Annotated in this window: 16 protein-coding genes; 11 read left to right on the forward strand and 5 right to left on the reverse strand. The window is 67.8% G+C overall.

Annotated elements, in window-relative coordinates; genetic code table 11:
- Window positions 1–6: 6 nt before the first annotated feature.
- Together FB600_RS29230 and FB600_RS29235 are read right to left on the reverse strand one after the other, a co-directional pair.
- The gene (locus tag FB600_RS29230; RefSeq protein WP_096752773.1) at window positions 7–219 is read right to left on the reverse strand and encodes a hypothetical protein; all 213 of its coding nucleotides are present in this window, start codon (window positions 217–219) and stop codon (window positions 7–9) included.
- A gap of 78 nt (window positions 220–297) precedes the next feature.
- The gene (locus FB600_RS29235) at window positions 298–1,725 is read right to left on the reverse strand and encodes a hypothetical protein (protein WP_186052324.1); all 1,428 of its coding nucleotides are present in this window, start codon (window positions 1,723–1,725) and stop codon (window positions 298–300) included.
- Window positions 1,726–2,047: 322 nt separating this feature from the next.
- On the opposite strand from FB600_RS29235, the gene ppk2 reads away from it, so the two are divergent.
- Window positions 2,048–2,986: a polyphosphate kinase 2 gene (gene ppk2, locus FB600_RS29240; protein ID WP_096752774.1), complete on the forward strand. Its 939-nt coding sequence runs from the start codon at window positions 2,048–2,050 to the stop codon at window positions 2,984–2,986.
- 239 nt (window positions 2,987–3,225) lie between these two features.
- Complete coding sequence (ilvA, locus tag FB600_RS29250; RefSeq protein WP_145758033.1) at window positions 3,226–4,809, forward strand: threonine ammonia-lyase, biosynthetic; 1,584 nt, start codon at window positions 3,226–3,228, stop codon at window positions 4,807–4,809.
- A 60-nt stretch (window positions 4,810–4,869) separates the two neighbouring features.
- Here ilvA and FB600_RS29255 read toward each other — a convergent pair whose 3' ends face one another.
- Window positions 4,870–5,460 (reverse strand): IMPACT family protein, encoded by a 591-nt coding sequence (locus FB600_RS29255; RefSeq protein ID WP_096752776.1) that lies wholly within the window; start codon window positions 5,458–5,460, stop codon window positions 4,870–4,872.
- Window positions 5,461–5,945: 485 nt separating this feature from the next.
- Here FB600_RS29255 and FB600_RS29260 point away from each other — a divergent pair, with 485 nt between their 5' ends.
- From FB600_RS29260 to FB600_RS29280, 5 genes are all read left to right on the forward strand, one after another.
- Window positions 5,946–8,825 carry a type VI secretion system Vgr family protein gene (locus FB600_RS29260; protein ID WP_145758032.1) on the forward strand — a complete coding sequence of 960 codons (2,880 nt, stop codon included), beginning with the start codon at window positions 5,946–5,948 and terminating at the stop codon, window positions 8,823–8,825.
- A gap of 67 nt (window positions 8,826–8,892) precedes the next feature.
- Complete coding sequence (locus FB600_RS29265) at window positions 8,893–10,014, forward strand: hypothetical protein (protein WP_145758031.1); 1,122 nt, start codon at window positions 8,893–8,895, stop codon at window positions 10,012–10,014.
- Window positions 10,015–10,017: 3 nt separating this feature from the next.
- Window positions 10,018–11,985 (forward strand): glucosaminidase domain-containing protein, encoded by a 1,968-nt coding sequence (locus FB600_RS29270; protein WP_145758030.1) that lies wholly within the window; start codon window positions 10,018–10,020, stop codon window positions 11,983–11,985.
- A 54-nt stretch (window positions 11,986–12,039) separates the two neighbouring features.
- Window positions 12,040–12,513: a hypothetical protein gene (locus tag FB600_RS29275; protein ID WP_227742751.1), complete on the forward strand. Its 474-nt coding sequence runs from the start codon at window positions 12,040–12,042 to the stop codon at window positions 12,511–12,513.
- A 10-nt stretch (window positions 12,514–12,523) separates the two neighbouring features.
- Window positions 12,524–12,775: a PAAR domain-containing protein gene (locus FB600_RS29280; protein WP_036056811.1), complete on the forward strand. Its 252-nt coding sequence runs from the start codon at window positions 12,524–12,526 to the stop codon at window positions 12,773–12,775.
- 161 nt (window positions 12,776–12,936) lie between these two features.
- On the opposite strand, the gene FB600_RS29285 is transcribed toward FB600_RS29280, so the two are convergent.
- Entirely contained in the window at window positions 12,937–13,734 is a 798-nt protein-coding gene (locus FB600_RS29285) for a class I SAM-dependent methyltransferase (protein ID WP_096752780.1), read from the reverse strand.
- 283 nt (window positions 13,735–14,017) lie between these two features.
- On the opposite strand from FB600_RS29285, the gene FB600_RS29290 reads away from it, so the two are divergent.
- From FB600_RS29290 to FB600_RS29300, 3 genes are all read left to right on the forward strand, one after another.
- Entirely contained in the window at window positions 14,018–14,422 is a 405-nt protein-coding gene (locus tag FB600_RS29290) for a YybH family protein (RefSeq protein ID WP_145758029.1), read from the forward strand.
- 119 nt (window positions 14,423–14,541) lie between these two features.
- Entirely contained in the window at window positions 14,542–16,008 is a 1,467-nt protein-coding gene (locus FB600_RS29295; RefSeq protein ID WP_098182698.1) for a purine-cytosine permease family protein, read from the forward strand.
- A 327-nt stretch (window positions 16,009–16,335) separates the two neighbouring features.
- The gene (locus FB600_RS29300; protein WP_098182699.1) at window positions 16,336–17,472 is read left to right on the forward strand and encodes a porin; all 1,137 of its coding nucleotides are present in this window, start codon (window positions 16,336–16,338) and stop codon (window positions 17,470–17,472) included.
- Between the two features lie 763 nt (window positions 17,473–18,235).
- On the opposite strand, the gene FB600_RS29310 is transcribed toward FB600_RS29300, so the two are convergent.
- Complete coding sequence (locus tag FB600_RS29310) at window positions 18,236–18,910, reverse strand: TetR/AcrR family transcriptional regulator (RefSeq protein WP_080742186.1); 675 nt, start codon at window positions 18,908–18,910, stop codon at window positions 18,236–18,238.
- A 75-nt stretch (window positions 18,911–18,985) separates the two neighbouring features.
- On the opposite strand from FB600_RS29310, the gene FB600_RS29315 reads away from it, so the two are divergent.
- Window positions 18,986–19,819, forward strand: coding sequence for a GNAT family N-acetyltransferase (locus FB600_RS29315; RefSeq protein WP_145758028.1), 834 nt, complete (start codon window positions 18,986–18,988; stop codon window positions 19,817–19,819).
- Window positions 19,820–20,144 lie beyond the last annotated feature (325 nt).

Below are 20,144 nucleotides of genomic sequence, written 5' to 3' on the forward strand. Positions count from 1 at the left end.
CGCCGCTCAGGGGCGGCTTCGATCCTCGCCCTCGGCAGCCTGCCGAGGCGCTTTCCGAGCTGCCGGGCCGGGCGCCGTCGCGGCGCCTTCCGGCGCCTGCGCGCGCGTATCGAAACGCTCGCGCGCCTCGGCGATCTCGGGCTGGTGCGTCTTGGCCCAGGCCACCAGCGGCCCCACCACCTGCGCCAGCGAGATGCCCAGCGGCGTGATCGAAGACAAACCGACGATCCGGGGCGGCGAGGCTTGAGGGCGCCGCCGCGCGCCGCGGCGCGTTTCAGCCCAGCCGCGGCTGCCGGCTCAGATCACCTCGTCGCGCAGCCAGTTCACGATCTCCTCGAACACCGGCGCCCAGTGGCCGGTCTCGCGCTGGCGCAGCACGGTTACGCCCGGCAGCCAGGGCGTGTCGCGCCCGCGGCTGCCCCAGCGCCAGTCGCCGGCCTGGTTGAGCGGCACGCAGGTGCGCGCGCCCAGCAGCGCGGCCAGGTTGGCGACCGCCGAATCGACGGCGATCACCGCATCGAGTTCCTGGATGCAGGCGGCGGTATCAGCGAAATCCTCGATATCGGGCGCGTAGTGGCGCATGCCGCGCGGCAGCCCGCCGGCCAGCGCCTCGCCGCTCGGGTGGTGCAGGCTGACGAATTGAATGCGCTCGGCCAGCGCGGGATGCGCCACCAGCCGCTCGATCTCGACGCGCGGCAGGCTGCGCAGGCCGGCCCAGCAGCGGATCGTGCTGCCCAGCTCGGGCCGGTGGCGATGCGCGCAGTCGTAGCAGAGGCCGACCAGCTTGCGGCCCGGCGCGGCGGCGCGCATCCGGCGGGCCCACAGCGCGGCGTCGCGCGCGCGCTCGGGCGGCACGCGCAGATAGGGCTCGAAGCGGCCGCGTGGCTGCGCTCGGGCCGCGTCGAGCAGGGGCAGGTGCAGCAGGGTGGCGTGCAGGTCGGGAGCGAAGACCTCGAACTCGCGGCGCAGCGCCTCGTCCTCGGGCCAGGGTTCGGCCGGCGTCAGCGGGCGCGGCGCGTCGATCACGCGGCACTCGGGCAGCGAGGCGCGCAGCAGCGGCAGCAGCGGCGTGTCGCAACTGATCATCAGGCGCGCGCCGGCATGCAGCCAGTCGCGCGCGGCCGCCAGCATCAGTAGCTGATCGCCGAAACCGAGCTGGTGGGTGACGAGCACGCGCCGGCCCGAGGGATCGCCGCCGTTCCAGGTCGGCAGGCGCGCGGGGCGGTAGCTGCCGCTCGAATTCGGATCCTCGTTGCGATGGAGCCAGTTGGCGAAACCTTGCGGCTTGCCCTGCCTGAGCTGCGCGTCGCCCAGGCGATGGGCGGCCAGGCTGGCGATGGCGGTGTCGCCGGCGGCGACGGCCTGCCGCCGGGCCTCGTCGAGCCGCGCCGCGCCGGCCTCGGGATCGCCCGCCATGCTCAGTTCGTAGCCGAGCCAGCTCTCGAAATCGCGGCGACGCGAGCGCAGGCCCTCCTGGTGGCGGCGCAGCGTCTCGGCGGCTTCGCGGTGCAGGCCGCCCAGCGAGAGCGCCAGCGCGCGCATCTCCACGAAGTCGAGCGCGAGCGGGTCGATCAGCAGGGCGCGGTCGGCCCAGGGCAGCAACTCGTCCTCGCGCTGCTGGGCGATCAGGCGCTTGCAGATCTCGCGCAGGAAGGGCGGGATGGCCGGCGCCGCCGGCTTGGCGAGCGGCACGCGGAAGGGTTCGGCGGATGACTTGCTCGGCACGGTGCGCATCGTGGGCAGGTGCGGCTCTCTCGGGTTCCGGGGCGGTTTGCTGTTCTGCTCGGGGCTGGCGCGGCCCGATGTGGAATCGGGCCGGATACATTCCTCAGTGTAGAGAATCCCGGGCCGATCGGCGAGAGGCGATCCCGCCGGCCGCCAAAATCCCGTCGCCGGGCGCCCGGGCCACCGCCCTGGCCGCCACTGCCGGCCGCCATCCCTGCGTCTCCACGCCATCCCGTCCTTCGGCCCGAATTAATGCATCTGACACGCAGCGCTGCGATAATCGGCGCACGAACGACTCTGACGTAGATACGGAGGCAGCACGATGAGCGAGAACCGACCCGAAGACCGAGACGCCGCCGAAATCGAGGCCGTCGAACGCCAGCGCCGTCTGGAAGAGGATCTGGTCGACGCGTATGACGAAGAGCTGGAAATGGAGCTCGACGACCGCCGCTTCGACGAGCCCGACACGATCTTCACCGCCGAACGCCGCGAGCAGCGCAAGCAGTACTTCCGCGAGCTGTTCCGCCTGCAGGGCGAACTCGTCAAGCTGCAGGACTGGGTGGTCAGCACCGGCCATCGCATGGTGGTGATCTTCGAGGGCCGCGACGCGGCCGGCAAGGGCGGCGCGATCAAGCGCATCACGCAGCGCCTGAATCCGCGCGTGTGCCGCGTCGCCGCGCTGCCGGCGCCGAGCAACCGCGAACGCACCCAGTGGTACTTCCAGCGCTACGTCGCGCACCTGCCGGCCGGCGGCGAGATGGTGCTGTTCGACCGCAGCTGGTACAACCGTGCCGGCGTCGAGCGCGTGATGAATTTCTGCACCGATGCGGAGTACGAAGAGTTCTTCCGCTCGGTGCCCGAGTTCGAGAAGATGCTGGTGCGCAGCGGCATCCAGATCGTCAAGTACTGGTTCTCGATCACCGACGAGGAGCAGGAAACGCGCTTCGAGGCGCGCATCCAGGATCCGCTCAAGCAATGGAAGCTGAGCCCGATGGACCTGGAAAGCCGCCGCCGCTGGGAGGCCTACACGGTCGCCAAGGAAGAGATGCTGGCGCGCACGCATATCCCAGAGGCGCCGTGGTGGGTGGTGCAGGCCGTCGACAAGAAGCGCGCGCGCCTGAACTGCATCGACCACCTGCTGAGCCTGGTGCCCTACCACGAGGTCGAGCGCGAGCCGGTCAAGCTGCCCGAACGTGTCCACCACGAGGATTACCTGCGCCGTCCGACGCCGCGCGAAATGATCGTCCCCGAGCGCTACTGAGTTTCGCTGCGCGCCGGGCGTGCCTGATCCAGGCTCGCCCGGCGCGGGGATTGACAAACGCGCCGGCATCCCGGATGCTTCCGCCCATGACACGTCACGCCTTCCCGATCGCGCACATTATTCACACCATTCATCGAATGGTGGGTTAGCGCGCGCAGGAAGCCGTCACGAAACCCGCCCCCGAGGCGGGTTTTTCGTATCCGTCTCCGGGCAAGCCCATCCCCAGCCAGGAGCGTCCGATGCTGTCGCCGTCCCGTCGCGGTCAGGAAACCGCCACCACCCCGTCCGCCGAGATCGCGTCGAGTGTCGATGCCTACCTGAAGAAGATCCTCACCTCGCGCGTCTACGACGTGGCGGTGCAGACCGCGCTGGAGCCCGCGCGCAACCTCTCCGCGCGCGTGAGAAATCGCGTCCATCTCAAGCGCGAGGATCATCAGCCTGTTTTCTCGTTCAAGCTGCGCGGCGCCTACAACCGCATGGCGCATCTGTCGGCCGACGCGTTGGCGCGCGGCGTGATCACCGCCTCGGCCGGCAACCACGCCCAGGGCGTGGCCTTCTCGGCGGCGCGGCTCGGCGTGAAGGCCGTGATCGTGGTGCCGGTCACCACCCCGCAGGTGAAGGTGGACGCGGTGCGCGCGCACGGCGGGCCGACCGTGGAGGTGATCCAGGCCGGCGAGTCCTATAGCGACGCCTATGCCCACGCATTGACGGTGCAGGCGGAACGCGAATTGACCTTCGTCCATCCCTTCGACGACCCCGACGTGATCGCCGGCCAGGGCACCGTGGCGATGGAGGTGCTGCGCCAGCACCAGGGCCCGATCCACGCGATCTTCGTGCCGATCGGCGGCGGCGGCCTGGCGGCCGGCGTGGCCGCCTACGTGAAGGCGGTGCGCCCCGAGATCCGCGTGATCGGCGTGCAGGCGGCCGATTCCTGCGCGATGGCTCGGTCGATCGAGGCAGGAGAGCGCGTCACGCTCGGCGAGGTCGGCCTGTTCGCGGATGGCACGGCCGTCAAGATGGTTGGTGAGGAAACCTTCCGCTTGTGTCGCGAACTGCTCGACGAGGTGATCACGGTCGACACCGACGCGCTGTGCGCGGCGATCAAGGACGTGTTCCAGGATACGCGCAGCGTGCTGGAACCTTCGGGGGCCTTGTCGGTGGCGGGCGTGAAGCGTTATGCCGAGCGCGAGGGCCTGGAGGGCGAGACGCTGGTGGCGATCACCTCGGGCGCCAACATGAATTTCGACCGGATGCGCTTCGTGGCCGAGCGCGCCGAGGTGGGCGAGGCGCGCGAGGCGGTGTTCGCCGTGACGATCCCCGAGGAACGCGGCAGCTTCCGGCGCTTCTGCGAGCTGGTGGGCGAGCGCAACGTGACCGAGTTCAACTACCGGATCGCCGACACGCGCTCGGCGCATATCTTCGTCGGCGTGCAGATCCGTCGCCGCGCGGAATCGGCCGAGATCGCCGCGAATTTCGAGGCGCATGGCTTTCGCACCGCCGACCTGACCGACGACGAACTCTCGAAGGACCATATCCGCTACATGGTGGGCGGGCGTTCGCCGCTGTCGCGCGAGGAGCGGCTGTTCCGCTTCGAATTCCCGGAGCGCCCCGGCGCGTTGATGAAGTTCCTGTCCTCGATGGCGCCGAACTGGAACATCAGCCTGTTCCACTACCGCAACCAGGGCGCCGACTACAGCTCGATCCTGGTGGGCCTGCAGGTGCCGGCGGCCGATCGCGAGGCCTTCGATACCTTCCTGGCCGCGCTCGGCTATCGGTTCCAGGAAGAGACCTCGAATCCCGCCTATCGCCTGTTCCTGGGCTGAGGGATCGGTTGCGTGTGCATCGAGATGGGTGCTCGTGCAAGCATCTCGATGTCGCACCGTTCATTCGAAGGCGGGAAACCCGGCGCGCCCCTGCGTGGCGTCGATCAGCATGCTGCGTGCCGCTTCCACCTCGGTCACCGGCAGCTTGATGACGAGCTTCACGGTCATGCCGTAGGCGCTGTCGACGAGCTCGTGCCCGGCCTGCTCGATCCAGCGCCGCACGCGGGCCTCGTCGGGATAGCTCATCTCGATCGCGAGCCGCGTCATGGCGATGCGCTCGACGCGCTGCGCATCGAGCAGCGCGCCGGCAATCGCATCGGTATAGGCGCGCACCAGGCCGCCCGCGCCGAGCTTCACGCCGCCGTAGTAGCGGATCACGGCGCCCAGCACGCCGTCGAGATCGTGGTGGCGCAGCACCTCCAGGATCGGCCGGCCCGCCGTGCCGGACGGCTCGCCGTCGTCGGACATGCCGGACTGGCCGCCGGCCAGCAGCGCCCAGCAGACATGGGTGGCCGTGGCGTGCTCGGCGCGCAGCCGCTGCAGTTCGGCCATCGCGGCGTCGCGGTCGGCCACCGGAATCGCATGCGCGATGAAGCGGCTCTTGCGGATCTCGAGCTCGCAGGAGTAGGTGGTGGCGAGCGAGTAGGTCATGCGCGGGGGGATTGGAAGTCCATCGAAATCAACTGGTTGTTCCTTTTTTACCGCCTTTGGCATGAAGCGGGAGCGGGCCGGGAGGAATTTTACCGTGGCGGGTATCGAAGCGTGCCGATGGCTGCGCGGCAGAACCGCAGGATCGGCCGGGATGCCCAGGCGCCCTGCTTGGGACTGAGAGTGGCGCCAAGGAGCGCGTTTGCGGATATGTTCGCGTGACGATCGATCGTCTGGATCGATTTCATGGCGCGCGGCCGACATAAATGATGACTTGGTAAGTTTTCCTTAAATGCGTCGATTCGAATGGAAATAATTTCCGCGAATTAAGCTGATTGAAAGTTTCTGAATCGGCATTTTAGATGACCACGTCGGTTCAATACCGTTTTTCACGGATCAGTTTGCTCTCGTGATGCAACTTTTTGTAGAATCGCGGCGCTTGTATTGAATGCGGGTGCAGTTAAAAGAACGGAAAAGGAAGGCGGGGCATGGGCGCACAGGATCTGATAAGTAGCTGGATGACAGGCGGCATCTCGCAGAACGATCGCCTGATAAGACTCGACACGCCGCTCGGTGCGGATCGACTGCTGCCGCAGCGCGTGGTGGGCCGCTCGCGGCTCGGACGCCACTTCGAATTCACCGTCGATGCGGTTTCCACCTCGGGCGGCGTCGAGTTGAAGACGCTGATCGGCGAACCGGTGACCCTCTGGATCCAGCAGGCCGACAAGTCGTATCAGCCGCATCACGGCTACGTGCATACCGCGCGCCGGCTCGGTTCGAACGCGGGGCTCACCAGTTACCAACTGGGTTTCACCTCGTGGATGCACTTCCTGCGATTCCGGCGCGACCAGCGCATCTGGCAGGATCGCAGCGCCGACGACATCATCACCGACGTATTCAACACGCATCCGCAGGCACAGGGCCTGTTCCAGTTCGCGCTCTCGAAGCCGCTGCCGCCGCGCTCGTATTGCCGGCAGGACGAGACCGACTGGAACTTCGTGCACCGTCTGCTCGAGTGCGAGGGGCTGTACGGCTTCTGGCAGCAGGCGCCGGACGGCAAGTCCCACACCCTGGTGATCACCGATCGGCTCGCGGCGCTCGATGCGATGCAGCCCGGTGCGGTGTCGTTCTATCGTGCCGGCACCGGCAGCGAGACCGATGCGCTGGTGCAATGGGCCGGCACGCGCACGCTGCAGAGCGCCACGCTGACCACCCGCACCTTCGACTACAAGAACCCGGCCTCCCCGCAGAACCCGAAGGGCACCAACGTGCCCACCATGCCGAACCAGGGTTCCCTGCCCGAGCAGGCCGAAGTCTACGAATATACCGGCGCCTATACCTACGGCGGTCAGGATCGCGGCGACCAGCTCTCCAAGATCCGCATGGAGGAATGGGAATCGCGCGCCAAGCGCTTCGTCGGCACGGGCAGCCTGCGCGGCATCGACGCCGGGCGGCGCTTCGTGCTGGACGGCCATCCCGAACACGATCGCGATCGTGCTAGTCAGCGCGAATTCGCCGTGATCGAGACGGCCTGGACGATCGCCAACAACCTGCCGATCGGCAAGCAGGACCACGCGTTTCCGCACAGCCTGCAGGCCGTGGTGGACGCCGCGCGCGCGAACCACGCCGGCGGCGGCGCGTTCGCGGTGCCGCACGCCGACGGCTCGGAAGGCTTCTACCTGACCGAGATCGAGGCGCAGCGCACCAGCGTGCCGTATCGCAGCCCCTTCGAGCACGACAAGCCCCAAACGCATCTCGAATCTGCGATCGTAGTTGGGCCGCCGGGCGAGGAAGTCCATACCGACGCGCTGAACCGCATCAAGGTGCGCTTCATCTGGGATCGCCAGAACGACGGCGACGAGCGTGCCTCGTGCTGGGTGCGCGTGGCGCAGTCCGACACCGGCAGCGGCTACGGCGGCGTGCACATGCCGCGGGTGGGCGAGGAGGTACTGATCGACCACATCGGCGGCGACTGCGACCGCCCGGTGGTGACCTCGCGGCTCTACAACGGCGCGGCCAAGCCGCAATGGCATTCGAACGGCCTGTTGTCGGGCTACCGTTCGAAGGAATACGGCGGCACCGGCTACAACCAGCTCGTGATGGACGACGCCACCGCGCAGAATCGCGTCCATCTGTATTCGAGCAGCTTCGATTCGCACCTGCACCTGGGCTACCTGATCGACCAGACCGGCAATACGCGCGGCGCGTTCCTCGGCAACGGTTTCGACCTCAAGTCGCAAGCCTACGGCGCGATCCGTGCCGGCCAGGGTTTGCTGGTGTCCACCCATGCCACCACCAGCCAGCCGCTCGACGCCGGCGAGGCCACCGAGCAGTTGGTCAATGCACACGGCATGATCGATGCCCTGTCGCAGGCGAGCGAGACGAGCCAGGCCGAGAGCCTGCAGGCCGGCCGCGATTCGCTGGCCGCGTTCCGCGACGCCACGCGCCGCAACGTGGCGCCCGAGGCGCGCGGCGGCAAGACGGGCGGCGGCGGCAGCGGCAGCGCGAACGGCTTCGGCAAGCCGATCCTGCTGATGGCGAGCCCGTCCGATCTCGGCCTGTCGACGCAGCAGTCCGCGCAGCTCACGGCCGACCAGCAGATCAACCTGGTGAGCGGGCAGAACATCCATGTGGCGAGCGGCAAATCGCTGATCGCGAGCGTGACCGAGAGGATCAGCCTGTTCGTGCGCCAGGCCGGCATCAAGCTGTTCGCGGCCAAGGGCAAGGTGGAGATCCAGGCGCAGGCCGACGAAATGGCGCTCGCCGCGCTCAAGGACATCACGATCACCAGCAAGGACGGCAAGGTGGTGCTGACGGCTGCCAAGGAGCTGTGGATCGGCGCCGGCAATTCGTATATCAGGATCACGCCGAACGCGATCGAGAACGGCACGCCGGGGCAGATCACCGAGAAGTGCGCGTCGTGGGAGAAGCAGGGCGCGGCCGGCGGCAACCCGGCGCGGCAATCGTTCTTCGACAGCCAGAGCGAGCTGCAGTACAGCCAGCAGCTGATGCTCGACGAGGCGCTGCACAAGCCCGACGGCACGGCGATTCCCGTGAAGTACCAGTTCCGTGACGAGCTCGGCACCATCCTCGGCGCCGGCATGCTCGACGGCAGCGGCCAGACGCTGCGCGCGTTCACCGAGACGCCCACGCCGGTGCACGCGATCCTCGACATGAAGCAGGGCAAGTGGGAGACGCTGACGTACCAGGAGCCGTTCACGATGTTGAGCGACATGACCGACCGGGACAACGCGGGCGTGTTCGACTACGCCGATCACGACAACGTGGCCGAGGTGCCGGACGACGACGGACCGGACGAAGACGATGCGTCGCGGGCGGCCCCGGATGCGGAGCCGGCGGCGATCTGAGCGCATTCGCACGCGATCGCGGCGCGGGCAGGGCCGTGAACCAGACCAGAGACAGGGCAAGAGGCAGATGAAATTCGATCGCAAGATGGTGCAGTGGATGGCGGCCGCGTTGGCCGGTGCATGTCTGCAGGTGACAGGCGCGAACGCGCAGGCGCTGAACCTGCCGCTCGGCACGCCCGACGGGTTCTCGGCTTCGTCGATCAGGGACGTCGGGCAGGGCCGCTATTGCATCAGCGGCCGTGTGTACGACGACGCGGGGCCGAGCAACACGGCGATGGCCGTGCTGGTGGACGCCCGGCACCGCACGGTGCTGTGGAAGACCTCGATCCCGCATCCGCGCGACTACGTCGGCAATTCGGCCGTGGCCTGCGCGGCGAGCGGCGACGCCTACTATGTCGTCACGCAGCAGGACACCCAGGCCTCGGAGGCGCAGAAGCAAACGCGCGTCGTCGTCAGCCGCATCTCGAGTGCCGGCAGGATCGAGCAGCAGCAGACCATCGAGGCCGGCTTCGACGAATGGTTCTACGGCCTCGACGTGAGCGCGGCCGGCGTGGCCGTGGCCGGCGGCACCAGCGCCACCGCTCAGCGCAACGGACCGTTCGGCACCTTCGTGGCGCGCTTCGATCCGAACCTCGGCGCGCCGAAGCTCGGCAAGCTCGACAGCGGTGCGTTCTGGGTCGGCAGCAGCGCGCGGATCGACGCGCAGCACCTGCTCGTGGCCGGGCAGTTCATGCCGAACGCCGGCGCCGGCCGCGACGCGATCGCCGCCTCGCGAATCGACCTGGGCAGCGGCAAGTACCAGTGGTCCGCCTACCCGCTGCCCGACAATATCCGCTCGGCGCGCGCGTGGCTGTCGCCCGAGGGCGGCGTGGCCGTGGTCGGCCTCACGCCCTCGGAGATCGCGGTGGCCACGCTCGATCGCAACGGCAAGCCCGGCGTGTCCTTTGCCGGCAAGAAGACGCTCTGCACCATCGAGGCCGTGTCGATGGCGGGCAGCACGCTCCAGGCGATCGGCCGCGCCTGCGACGGCGCCGGGAACACCTCGCTGGTGTCGATCGACCTGAATGCGCGCACCCTGGGCGCGCCGCGTTCGCTCGGCGGCAAGCTCGAGGCGGCCGGCTTCGACGGCGGCGGCTGGGTCGGCGTGAGCCAGGGCCACGGCGCAGTGCTGCAACGCGGTGGGGAATGAGCCATGACAGCCGAGAAGAAGACCTATACCTACGACGACGAGATCCAGTTCATCAAGAACCTGTACTGTCCCGCGCGGCAGGTCGCCGACGAAACCGGCTGCTCGTGGCAACTGATCCTGGCGCAGGCCGCGCAGGAAACCGGCTGGGGCGAACACGTGCTGGCGGGCACCCACAACATCTTCAATATCAAGGCCGATCCGTCCTGGCACGGTGAGTCCAAGACCTTCACCGTGTGGGAGAAGGTCAACGGCAGGAAGGTGTGGGTGACCGCGCCGTTCCGCGTCTACGACTCCGTGCTCGACAGCCTGCGCGATCGCCAGAAGTTCCTCGCCTCGAACCCTCGCTACACGCGGGCCGGGTTGTTCGATCCCGGCACCAAGGGCGATCTCGGCAGGGAGGCGCAGGCGCTGCAGAGCGCCGGCTACGCGACCGACGAGAGCTACGCGGCCAGCCTGCAGAAGGTGTTCGACGGCAGGACCATGAAGCGCGCGATCGCCGCCGCACAAAAGGAGGGTTGCAAGGGCTGCCTGCCGTCGGTGAACGTGTATGTGCTCGACGCGGCCAAGGTGCCGATGGCCGACACGAAAATCAAGGCGAGCCAGGCGGGCAAGACGGCCGATCTCGTTACCGACAAGACCGGGCACGTGCAGGTGCAGGCCGCGATCTCGGGCGGACCGGTGTCGCTGCAGGCCTGGTCGGAGCACGACCATACCTGGGTGAGCATCGAGCAGAAGGTGACGCCGGCCACGCCGCCCGTGGCGCTGACGGTGATCGCGCCGACGCTGGTGGTGAAATCGGCCACCGAACTGCACAAGCCGGTGGCGGCGCCTACCGCGAGTGCGGCAGCGGGCGCCGCCGCCGCTGGTTCCGCCGCCGCGGCCTCGGCGCCGCCGGCGAGTGCCGGCCACCCACCGGCAGCCGCCAAGCCGGCCGCCGCGACGAGCAGCGGCCATGCCACCGCGGCCGGCCCGGCGCCCGCGCCGAGCCACGCGCCTGCCTCCGGCAATGGCGCTCAAGCGGCTCACGTCGCCGCCGAGTCCTATACCGTGCAGCGCGGCGATTCGCTCAGCAAGATCGCCAAGGCGCACGGCACCAGCTATCAGACGATCGCTCACCTGAACGGCATCGCGTCTCCGTATTTCCTGTTCCCGGGGCAGGTGCTGAAGATGCCGAAGAAAAGCACGGGGGGCGCGGCGTCGGCACCGGCCGGTGCCGCGCCCGCACCCGCGGCCATGCCGGCTTCGCACGCGCCTGTCCCCGCCGCCGCGCCTGCGGCCAAGCCGGCCGCGCCCGCATCCGCAACCGCGCCGAAAGCCACCGAGCCTGCCGCCTCGCATGCCGGCCCGGCGGCCTCGGCCGCCAAGCCGAAGCCCGGCGCGGACGTGCACGCGGTGCGTTATCGCGACACCGGCGACAAGCCGCAGACCGAAGTGCTGAGCGCGCGTCACGCGCCATGGATGGCGGTGGCCGAGGTGGAATTCCAGGCGCACGTGAGGCGGCGCGGCGGCGCGAACCCCGACCAGCACATCGAGGAGTATTTCAGCGCCACCTCCCTGGGCAAGCAGAAGTCGGATAAGCTGGCCTACTGCGCGGCCTTCGTGAACTGGTGCCTGCAGCGTGCCGGTTACAAGGGCAACAACAACGCGGGCGCGGCTAACCTGGCCACCTGGGGCCGCCCCACCAAGGGCAACAAGCCTGCCTACGGCGCGGTGGCCATCGTGCACTTCCCGGAAGGCGGTCATCACGTCACCTTCGTGGCCGGCCGGGCCACGTCGCCGCCCCATCCCCTGTCGATCGCCACCCTCGGCGGCAACCAGGGCCACGCCCACGAGGTCAGCCACAGCCGGCTGCCCGCGAGCTGGGTCACGCACTACCGGTTCCCGTCCGATTACGTGGAGCGCGACGAGGATTACGATCTGCAACTGGTGGCCACCGACAACGCGCGCATGAGCGCGGCCTCGACGCATTGAATACCGAGGGCCGCGTCGAGCGCGGCTCCCACGACAAGGCAACAGAGACTGACGATGAAAGTGAAAGCAGCACGCATGCTGGCGGCATCGACCGCCGTCGCGGCCGTATCGATGTCCGCCCAGGCCCAGCTCAGTACCACGCTGAGTTCGCCCGCCTCGAAGGACCAGCCCTACCAGGCCACGATTACCGTGGCCGACACGGGCAAGCCCGTCGATGGCAGGAAGGTCGTGGCCTATCACCTGGTGCTGAGCTCGAAGACCTGCCATTCCGATCTCTCCGGCACCGCGAGCTTCTTCTCGAAGACCGACAGCGGCGGCGACGATTCGGCCTTCCTGCCGAACGGCTATGCCACCAAGATCAACATGTTCAAGGGCAGCGACGGCAACGGCCAGGTTGAACTGGTGATGGACATCGAGTCGAAGCACCCGCGGCTGGTCGATTTCACGCTGACCGGTGCGCCCGCGACGCCGGGCGGCTGCGTGCCGAAGGACGGCATCGGCATCGAGTTCTACGGCGCGTCGAAGTAAGGCCGCCGCCATGATCGACTTCATCCGTCTCGGCGACACGCTCGAACACGGCGGCCAGGTGCTCGCCGCTTCGCAGACGATGAACTTCGACGGGAAGGCCGTGGCGCGCAAGGGCGACAAGGTCGACTGCCGGAAGCATCCCGGCACCAGCACGAACGTGATCGAGGAAGGCGACGCGACGATGACGGACGGCGGCATTCCGATCGCCCGGCACGGGCATCGCGCAAGCTGCGGCTGCAAACTGATCTCGAGCCTGGTGTAGCCGCTTCGAGATTGGACGCGACGGGGGCTTTCGAGGCGATGGCGCAGGCGCAATGGCTTGCCGCGCGTAAAAGAACTAAAAAAAGTCGACTCGAGCTGTCGATCACGCGAGAGCGCGAACCTTCCTGAATCGTCGTCGATGCGCGAGCGGGGCGCTGCCGCTCAGCTCGCGAGCTCCGCCCCGAAGAAGCGCGCCGCCCAGATCGGCGGCGCCCCGCGATAGAGCAAATGCAGCCCCTCGTCGAACGACACCGCCTTCAGCCCGTGCAACGCGGCCAGCGTGCCGAGCGCGGTGCCCGAATACAGCGAGATATGCCCGTTGCGCGGCATGCAGTACCACCACATGCCGATCCCGCCGTCGATCGGCCCTTCCGGAACCAGCAAGGTGCTCAGCAGGATCGCGCCATCGCCGTCGAGATAGGACAGCAGGGTTTCGATCAGCGCATGCGGCTCGGGATGATGCTCGAACACCTCGAAGGCGAGCACGTTCCGGAAGCTGGCCGGCGCCGGCGCGGCCTGCGTTCCGTCCGCATAGGGATCGTAGGACGCCACCTGCCCGAAGCCGCGCGCGGCCAGTTCGCGCTCGAGCTGGCCGAGCCCCGAGCCGAAATCGAGGCTCGCCTGGCCGGCCATCTCCGGAAAGCGGCTGGCGATCAGCTCGGCGTTGGCGCGGGCCCGGTCGCCGCGATAGTCGGGATCCTGGCGCGGGTAGTCGTCGTTGTAGACGTGCTCGGCGAAATCCGCCGGGCTCCAGTCGTCGAAGGCGCGCGTGAAGGTGAAGCGGCAGCGCTCGCAGCCGTGGTAGTAGACCGGCACGCCCGCATAAGGATCGAGCTTGCGCCCGGCGATCCGGTCGGCGCCGCCCACCGAGAAATCGACCACGCCGCACAGGCGGCTCGGGCCGCCGCAGCATTTGCAGGTGGTTTCGGGCTCGGCGACACGCAGGCGCTGAAGCGGCATGGCAGGTTCGTGGTGGGGAGGCAGCCGCCATCATGCCAAGTTTCGACGGTGCGCGCACTTCCATCGATTGGCGCGCATGCGAGCCGGGCCGGCCGGCCCGCGAGCGGCGCCGGCACGGGCGGGCATTCCCGGATGGACGCCGCCGGCGGCAGCCGGCGATGCGGCCCGGCGGCATACATCGACCGACCCCGATGTAAACATCGACACGTTGATATGGGTGCCGCTTTTTTGACTCACTACGATCGGCCCCAATCCATCGATACACATGCAAGGGGACGACTCGATGAATCCGACCGAGCAGCAGGTGCTGGCCGCCGCCGATGTCCTGATCGACGCCTTCGCGCGCCACGATCGCGAGGCCTATTTCGCCGCCTTCGCCCCCGAGGCGAGCTTCGTGTTCCATCACGTTGACACGCCGCTGCGCTCGCGCGAGGCCTACGAGCGCCGCTGGCGCGAGTGGGAGCGCGACGACGGCTTCACGGTGCTGGGCTGCGAGTCGCGCGAGCGCGCGGTGCAACTGGTGGGCGAGGGCACGGCGATCTTCACGCACGCGGTGCGCACCCGGCTGCGGACCCGTGCCGGCGAGGACCAGCTCGACGAGCGCGAGACCATCGTGTTCGCGCGCGCCGGCCGGCACTGGCTGGCGATCCACGAGCATCTTTCGCCGGCCTCGGCCCCGGCCGCCTGAGCGGCGCGGCGGCAGCAACACGCATCACCGCGCCGCGCATCGGCGCGCCGCCGTCGAACCGGGCGGCCAGCGCGATGCCGGCGGCGGGTAGCATCAGGACAACTGACCAAGGACCCCACATGGAACATCCAGGCACGACGGCAGCGGACCTCGGCGGCGCGGCAGCGCAGGCCCAGCCGCGCTTCTCCGCGATCGAGACGCGCTCGATCGACTATGTGCCCGACAGCGAGCGGCACGGCAAGGTGATCGACCAGGGGCCGTTCTGGTTCCTCGGCAATTTCCAGTTCTTCACCATCGCGATCGGTTTCGTCGGCCCGGGCATGGGCCTGTCGCTGGGCTACACGATCCTGTCGGGCACGCTCGGCATCCTGTTCGGCACGCTGTTCATGGCCTTCCATGCCTCGCAGGGCGCGCACCTGGGCCTGCCGCAGATGATCCAGTCGCGCGCGCAGTTCGGCTATCGCGGCGTGGTGGTGGTGCTGCTGGCCACCGCCTTCACCTTCATCGCCTTCAACGTGGTGGACGTGGTGCTGATGGCCAGCGGCCTGCATGCGATCTTCGGCTGGTCGCCCACCGCGATCACGCTGGTTACCGCGCTGTTCGCGCTGTTCCTGGCCGTCTACGGCCACGACTGGCTGCACCGCGCCTTCAAGTGGATGCTCTACGCGAGCCTGCCGCTGTACCTGGTGCTGAGCGCCGCGATCCTGCTCGGCGGCGTGCCGCCCAAGGCCGCCGCGCACGCGGGCGGCTTCAGCCTGGTGGCCTTCGCCTCGCAGTTCGCGGCCAGCGCCAGCTACAACATCACCTACGCGCCCTACGTATCCGACTACTCGCGCTACCTGCCGCGCCATACGCGGCCCCGCGCGATCATCGCGGCGGTGTTCGCGGGCGCCGCGTCGTCGGCGATCTGGCTGATCGCGCTGGGGGCGTGGCTGGCGTCGCGGCTGGGCGCCTCCGACGGCCTGATCGCGCTGAACGAGGCCGGCAACGCGATCTTCCACGGCTTCGGCGCGCTGATCGCGATCATGTCGATCGGGGCGATGGTCGCCACCATGGGCCTCAACAACTACAGCGCGATGCTCACGCTGATCACCGGCGCCGATTCGTTCCGCGCCGTGAAGCCCACGCGCACCATCCGCATCGTCACCCTGCTGCTGCTGTCGGCGGTGTGGGTGGCGATCTCGATGATGCTGAGCGGCAACTCGATCGACATCCTGTTCGCCGCGCTGACCATGATGCTCTACCTGCTCGCGCCGTGGACGGCGGTCAACCTGGTCGACTACTTCTTCGTGCGCCGCGGCCACTACGCCGTCACGCACCTGTTCACGGCCGAGGGCATCTACGGCGCCTGGGGCCTGCGCGGGCTGCTGTCCTATGCGATCGGCTTGCTCGCCTCGGTGCCGTTCTTCGTGCTGCCGGGCGTCTATACCGGCCCGCTCGCGGCGCGCCTGGGCGGCGTCGACATCGCCTGGGCGATCGGGCTGGCGGTGGCGACGCTGGCCTACCTGCTGCCGTGGCGCCGCATCGACACGCGCGCCGAGGCCGAGGCGATCCGCGACAGCGACGCCGCGCTGGGTCTGCACTGAAGCCTCGACGGCGGACCTGCCGCGCGGTTTCGCGTATGCGTCGCCGATCGGAGGAAATCCGCCATCGCCGTTGACCGGCCATGCGCCGGTCATGACAATCGATTCGCGCCATCCCGGGCGGATCGTTCCCGGCCGCGCCGTCGTGCCCGAGGCACGGCGGCTTGCGCCGCACATCCATCTCGTCGAACGCAGCGTTTCGCATGCGAGCCTTTCCAGGCATCGCGGCGGAACCCTGCGCGCCGCAACGGGTCGGTCGATGGCGGGGCAGTGTGTTGCCCGCGACGAAAACGATGACCCACGATTCATCGAAACAGGGAGAAACACGAAATGCAGAAGAGGGCTCTGGCGGCATTCGCCTGCCTGGTCGCGTCCTGTGGCGCGCATGCGCAAAGCAGCGTCACCTTGTTCGGCGTGCTCGACGAAGGCATCAACTACACCAGCAACGCGGGCGGTCATTCGGCCTGGCAGCAGACCAGCGTCGACCTGGTCACGAGCCGCTGGGGCATCAAGGGCAACGAGGACCTGGGCGGCGGATTGCACGCGATCTTCGACCTCGAGAGCGGCTTCCAGGTGGACAGCGGCCGTATCTACTACGGCGATCGCGTGTTCGGCTACCAGTCCTACGTCGGCCTGCAATCGGAGCGTTTCGGCACGATCACCTTCGGGCGCCAGTTCGATACGGTGGCCGATACCATCGCGCCGCTGACGGCCAACGGCAACTGGGCCGGCTACCTGTTCTCGCATCCGTTCGACAACGACAATACCGATGCCTCGTTCCATGCCAACAACTCGATCAAGTTCACCAGCGCCAGCTATCACGGGCTGACGGCCACCGCGCTCTACGGCTTCGGCAACCAGGCCGGCAACTTCGCGAAGAATCGCGCGATCGGCGCGGGCCTGACCTATGCCTGGAACACGCTGACGGTGGGCGCCGTCTACGAGGATCTCGGCTCGCCCGGCACCACCACGGGCGGCAGCGTCGCGCCCGACGACATGGACTTCATCGCGAACAACCAGAAGATCTACGGGATCGGCGCCAACTACGGGATCGGGCCGGCCACGCTGGGGCTGGTCTACACGCATGTGGTGGTGCAGCAGCCCACCGCCTCGCTGTACGCGGGCGCGTTCGCCTCGCCGGTGTCGCGGCTGCGCTTCGACAATATCGAGGCGAATGCCAAGGTCTATGTGCGGCCCGACCTGTTCGTCGGCGCGATGTATACCTATTCGCGCGCGCAGCTCGGCACGGGCAGCGGCGAGAACTCGCTGCACTGGAACCAGGTAGGGCTGATGGCGCAGTACTCGCTGTCCAAGCGCACCGGCATCTATTCGCAGGTGGCGTACCAGAAGAGCAGCGGCGGGAATACCGGCACGCCGCTGGAGGATGCGTTCGTGCTCGGCTCGGCGGGGCAGTCGTCGAACTCGCATCAGGTCGTGGCGCGCGTGGGGATCACGCATTCGTTCTGAGGGCATGCTTGCCGATGAGGCGCCGCGCAAGCGACGCTTCGCGACCCCGGGGCGTTATGAGTTTGCGTCGCGGTGCCGTCTGTCGGCATTCCGCCTCGGTTCCCGTCAGCTAACTGCATTCGCGACGATCCCGTTCGGGCTTCGCGAAGCGACAGCCGACGATCCGTGAGAAGACGTTTTCGATGCGCGTTCAATTGTGATGCAGCGTCTCGATGACAAGTTGGCGAAGCCAACGGATCCCCTCGTCATTGTCGAAGTTACGGTGCCAATGAACGGTTGATTCAATGTCAGGTATTTCAGCCGGCATCGGATAGATAGAAAACCGGCCCGTTTCATTGAACATGAGTGCCGCGCCTTTATGGAGTGTCACCATCCAGTCCGTACGCTCGAGGATCCGCGGAACCACCGTGGCCGCTGGTTGTCATGTTCACATGCAGGCATTCCAGGAATTTTTGCCGTGGCGACTTCCGGACCGGTAGGTGCGGGCACATCACCCGTGATCCAGGTCGCGGCCGACGCAGGAGGACTCGGCGACATTGCGCTGCAAGCAATTCGCCGGTGACCCCGGCGTAGCGTGGTTGCGCGACACGATCCACATGATGTTCAGCCGGACCGACGGCTGATGCGCCTTGGTTCGCTGGACCGGGCAGCTTATCGTCGACATCCCGGCCATGATTCAGGGCGATCCGGGAGGTCGGTATCGAGTACGACGCTCCTGATCTCGAGCCGGAAAGCTCAAGAATCGCCAAGCTGGTCGACACCGTTAGTCACCGGCTTGCCGCGCCGCCACCTGCGCCGCCAGCGCACCAAACAATACGTCGAGACTGAGCTCGAAGTTGGCCTCCAGGCGTTCCACGGCCAGATGCGGCGCGATGGCCCGTACATGCGGATAGGCGATGCGCTCGGGCGCATGCTCGAGCAACAGCGTCGTCGCATCGTCGACCTGCTCGCGACTGGCCACCTCGGCCATCCCGGCGCCGCAGACATAACCGCCGATCAGCCGGAACCAGAAGGCGGATTCCTTTGCGCTCAGACCCAGTTCGGCGAATGCCGCGAGCACTTGCTCGTAAAGCGCGAACGCGAAATCGGTATTGAAACGCCGGCTGGCCAGCAGGATGAAGGCGCGCGGATGCGCAATGGCGACCGCACGCTGGTTGCGCATGAATTCGCGCAAGCGCTTTAGCGGCGGCAAAGAGGCATTCAGTTGCTGGCCAACCAGCAGTTGCTCCATGACGGCGTCGAGTAATTCGCCCTTGCCCTTGAAGTGATGGTAGATCGCCATGGCCTCCACGCCCAGCCGAGCTCCGAGCCGCCGCATCGAGCAACCGTCCAGCCCTTCGTCGTCGATCAGCGCCAGCGCGGCCTGCGCGATGCGCTCGCGGGTCAGGGGTTCGCGCGGCGTCTCCTTCTGCGCCACGCCTTTTGTGCTTCGTGCCATGCCTCTCCTTTACACCGTAAATTTCGCATGATAATTTCTGCGCCATCGTAACTTACAGTGTAAGGAAAGGCCATCGTGAATGCTTTCCCGACTCCCCGAGAAATGGCCGCTCTCGCCGATCAGGCCGAAGCCCTGGCCTGGTCCGATTTCATCGCCGCCGCACCGGAAACCCTCAAAACCGAGCTGGGCCTCAGCGTCGAGCAGGTGGGCGACGCCACCCTGCTGATCGGCCCCGGCACGTCACTGACCTATTTCAACCGGGTGATCGGCCTTGGCATGCGGGGCGAGGCCACCGCGAACCAGGTCGACCGGATTGTCGAGCGCTATCGTCGCGCCGGCAGCCCCGCGTGGCTCCTGCTCTGGAGCGATCTGGCCCGGCCCGCGACGATGCCTCCGATGCTGGCCGGCCGGGGCTTCACGTATCCGGCAGCAAGCAGCTGGGTCAAGTTATACAGGGACGCGCAAGCGCCCGCGCCGGTCGCGAGTGAACTCGCAATCGTCGAAGCCTCGGCCGACCAGGCCGTCGAGCTCGCGCGTGTCGTGGTCGGCGTGTTCGGCATGCCTGCCTTTGTCGGCGAATGGTTGGTGCGAGTGCGGGGCAGGACCGGTTGGAAACTGTATGTGGTGCTCGACGGCGAGCGCGTAGTCGGCGGGGGCTGCCTGTTCGTATCGGGCGAACAGGCCTGGTTGGGCTGGGGAGCGATAGCGGAATCGCACCGCCGCCGTGGTGGCCAAAGCGCCCTGATCGCACGCCGCATCGAGGATGCCATCGCCTCGGGTGCCCGTCATCTGTTCGCCGAAACGGGCGAACCCGCAGAAGGCAGCCGCAACGCCTCGCTCGACAACATGCTGCGAAATGGATTTTCCCGAGTCATATCGCGTCAGAATGTCGTGGGACCGACATTCTGACCTGGCGTAGCGTGTGCCGATTCCTGGCGCGGTCCAGGGCGAGGGTTGCTCGATGTCTTGCATGGTCGAGACGAGGCGCGCACGCCGCCCGACACCGTGACGGCGGCTTCCGTGCCGTCCGTGTGGCCGAACGCCCATGAATCGCCGCCGCTGCGCATCGCATGCACGACCGCCTGATGCCGGCCGAGCTCGGCCGGCGTCGGACGCACGCCGTGCTCGACGAAGTACGCCTTCGATCCGGCCACCAGCCGTCGTCCGCTCACCACACGACGTGCCCTCAGACTCGCAACCGCCCCGACAGCCCACCGCTGATTCGCGTACCGAA

Source organism: Burkholderia sp. SJZ089 (genome assembly GCF_007828315.1).
GTDB lineage: Bacteria > Pseudomonadota > Gammaproteobacteria > Burkholderiales > Burkholderiaceae > Burkholderia > Burkholderia gladioli.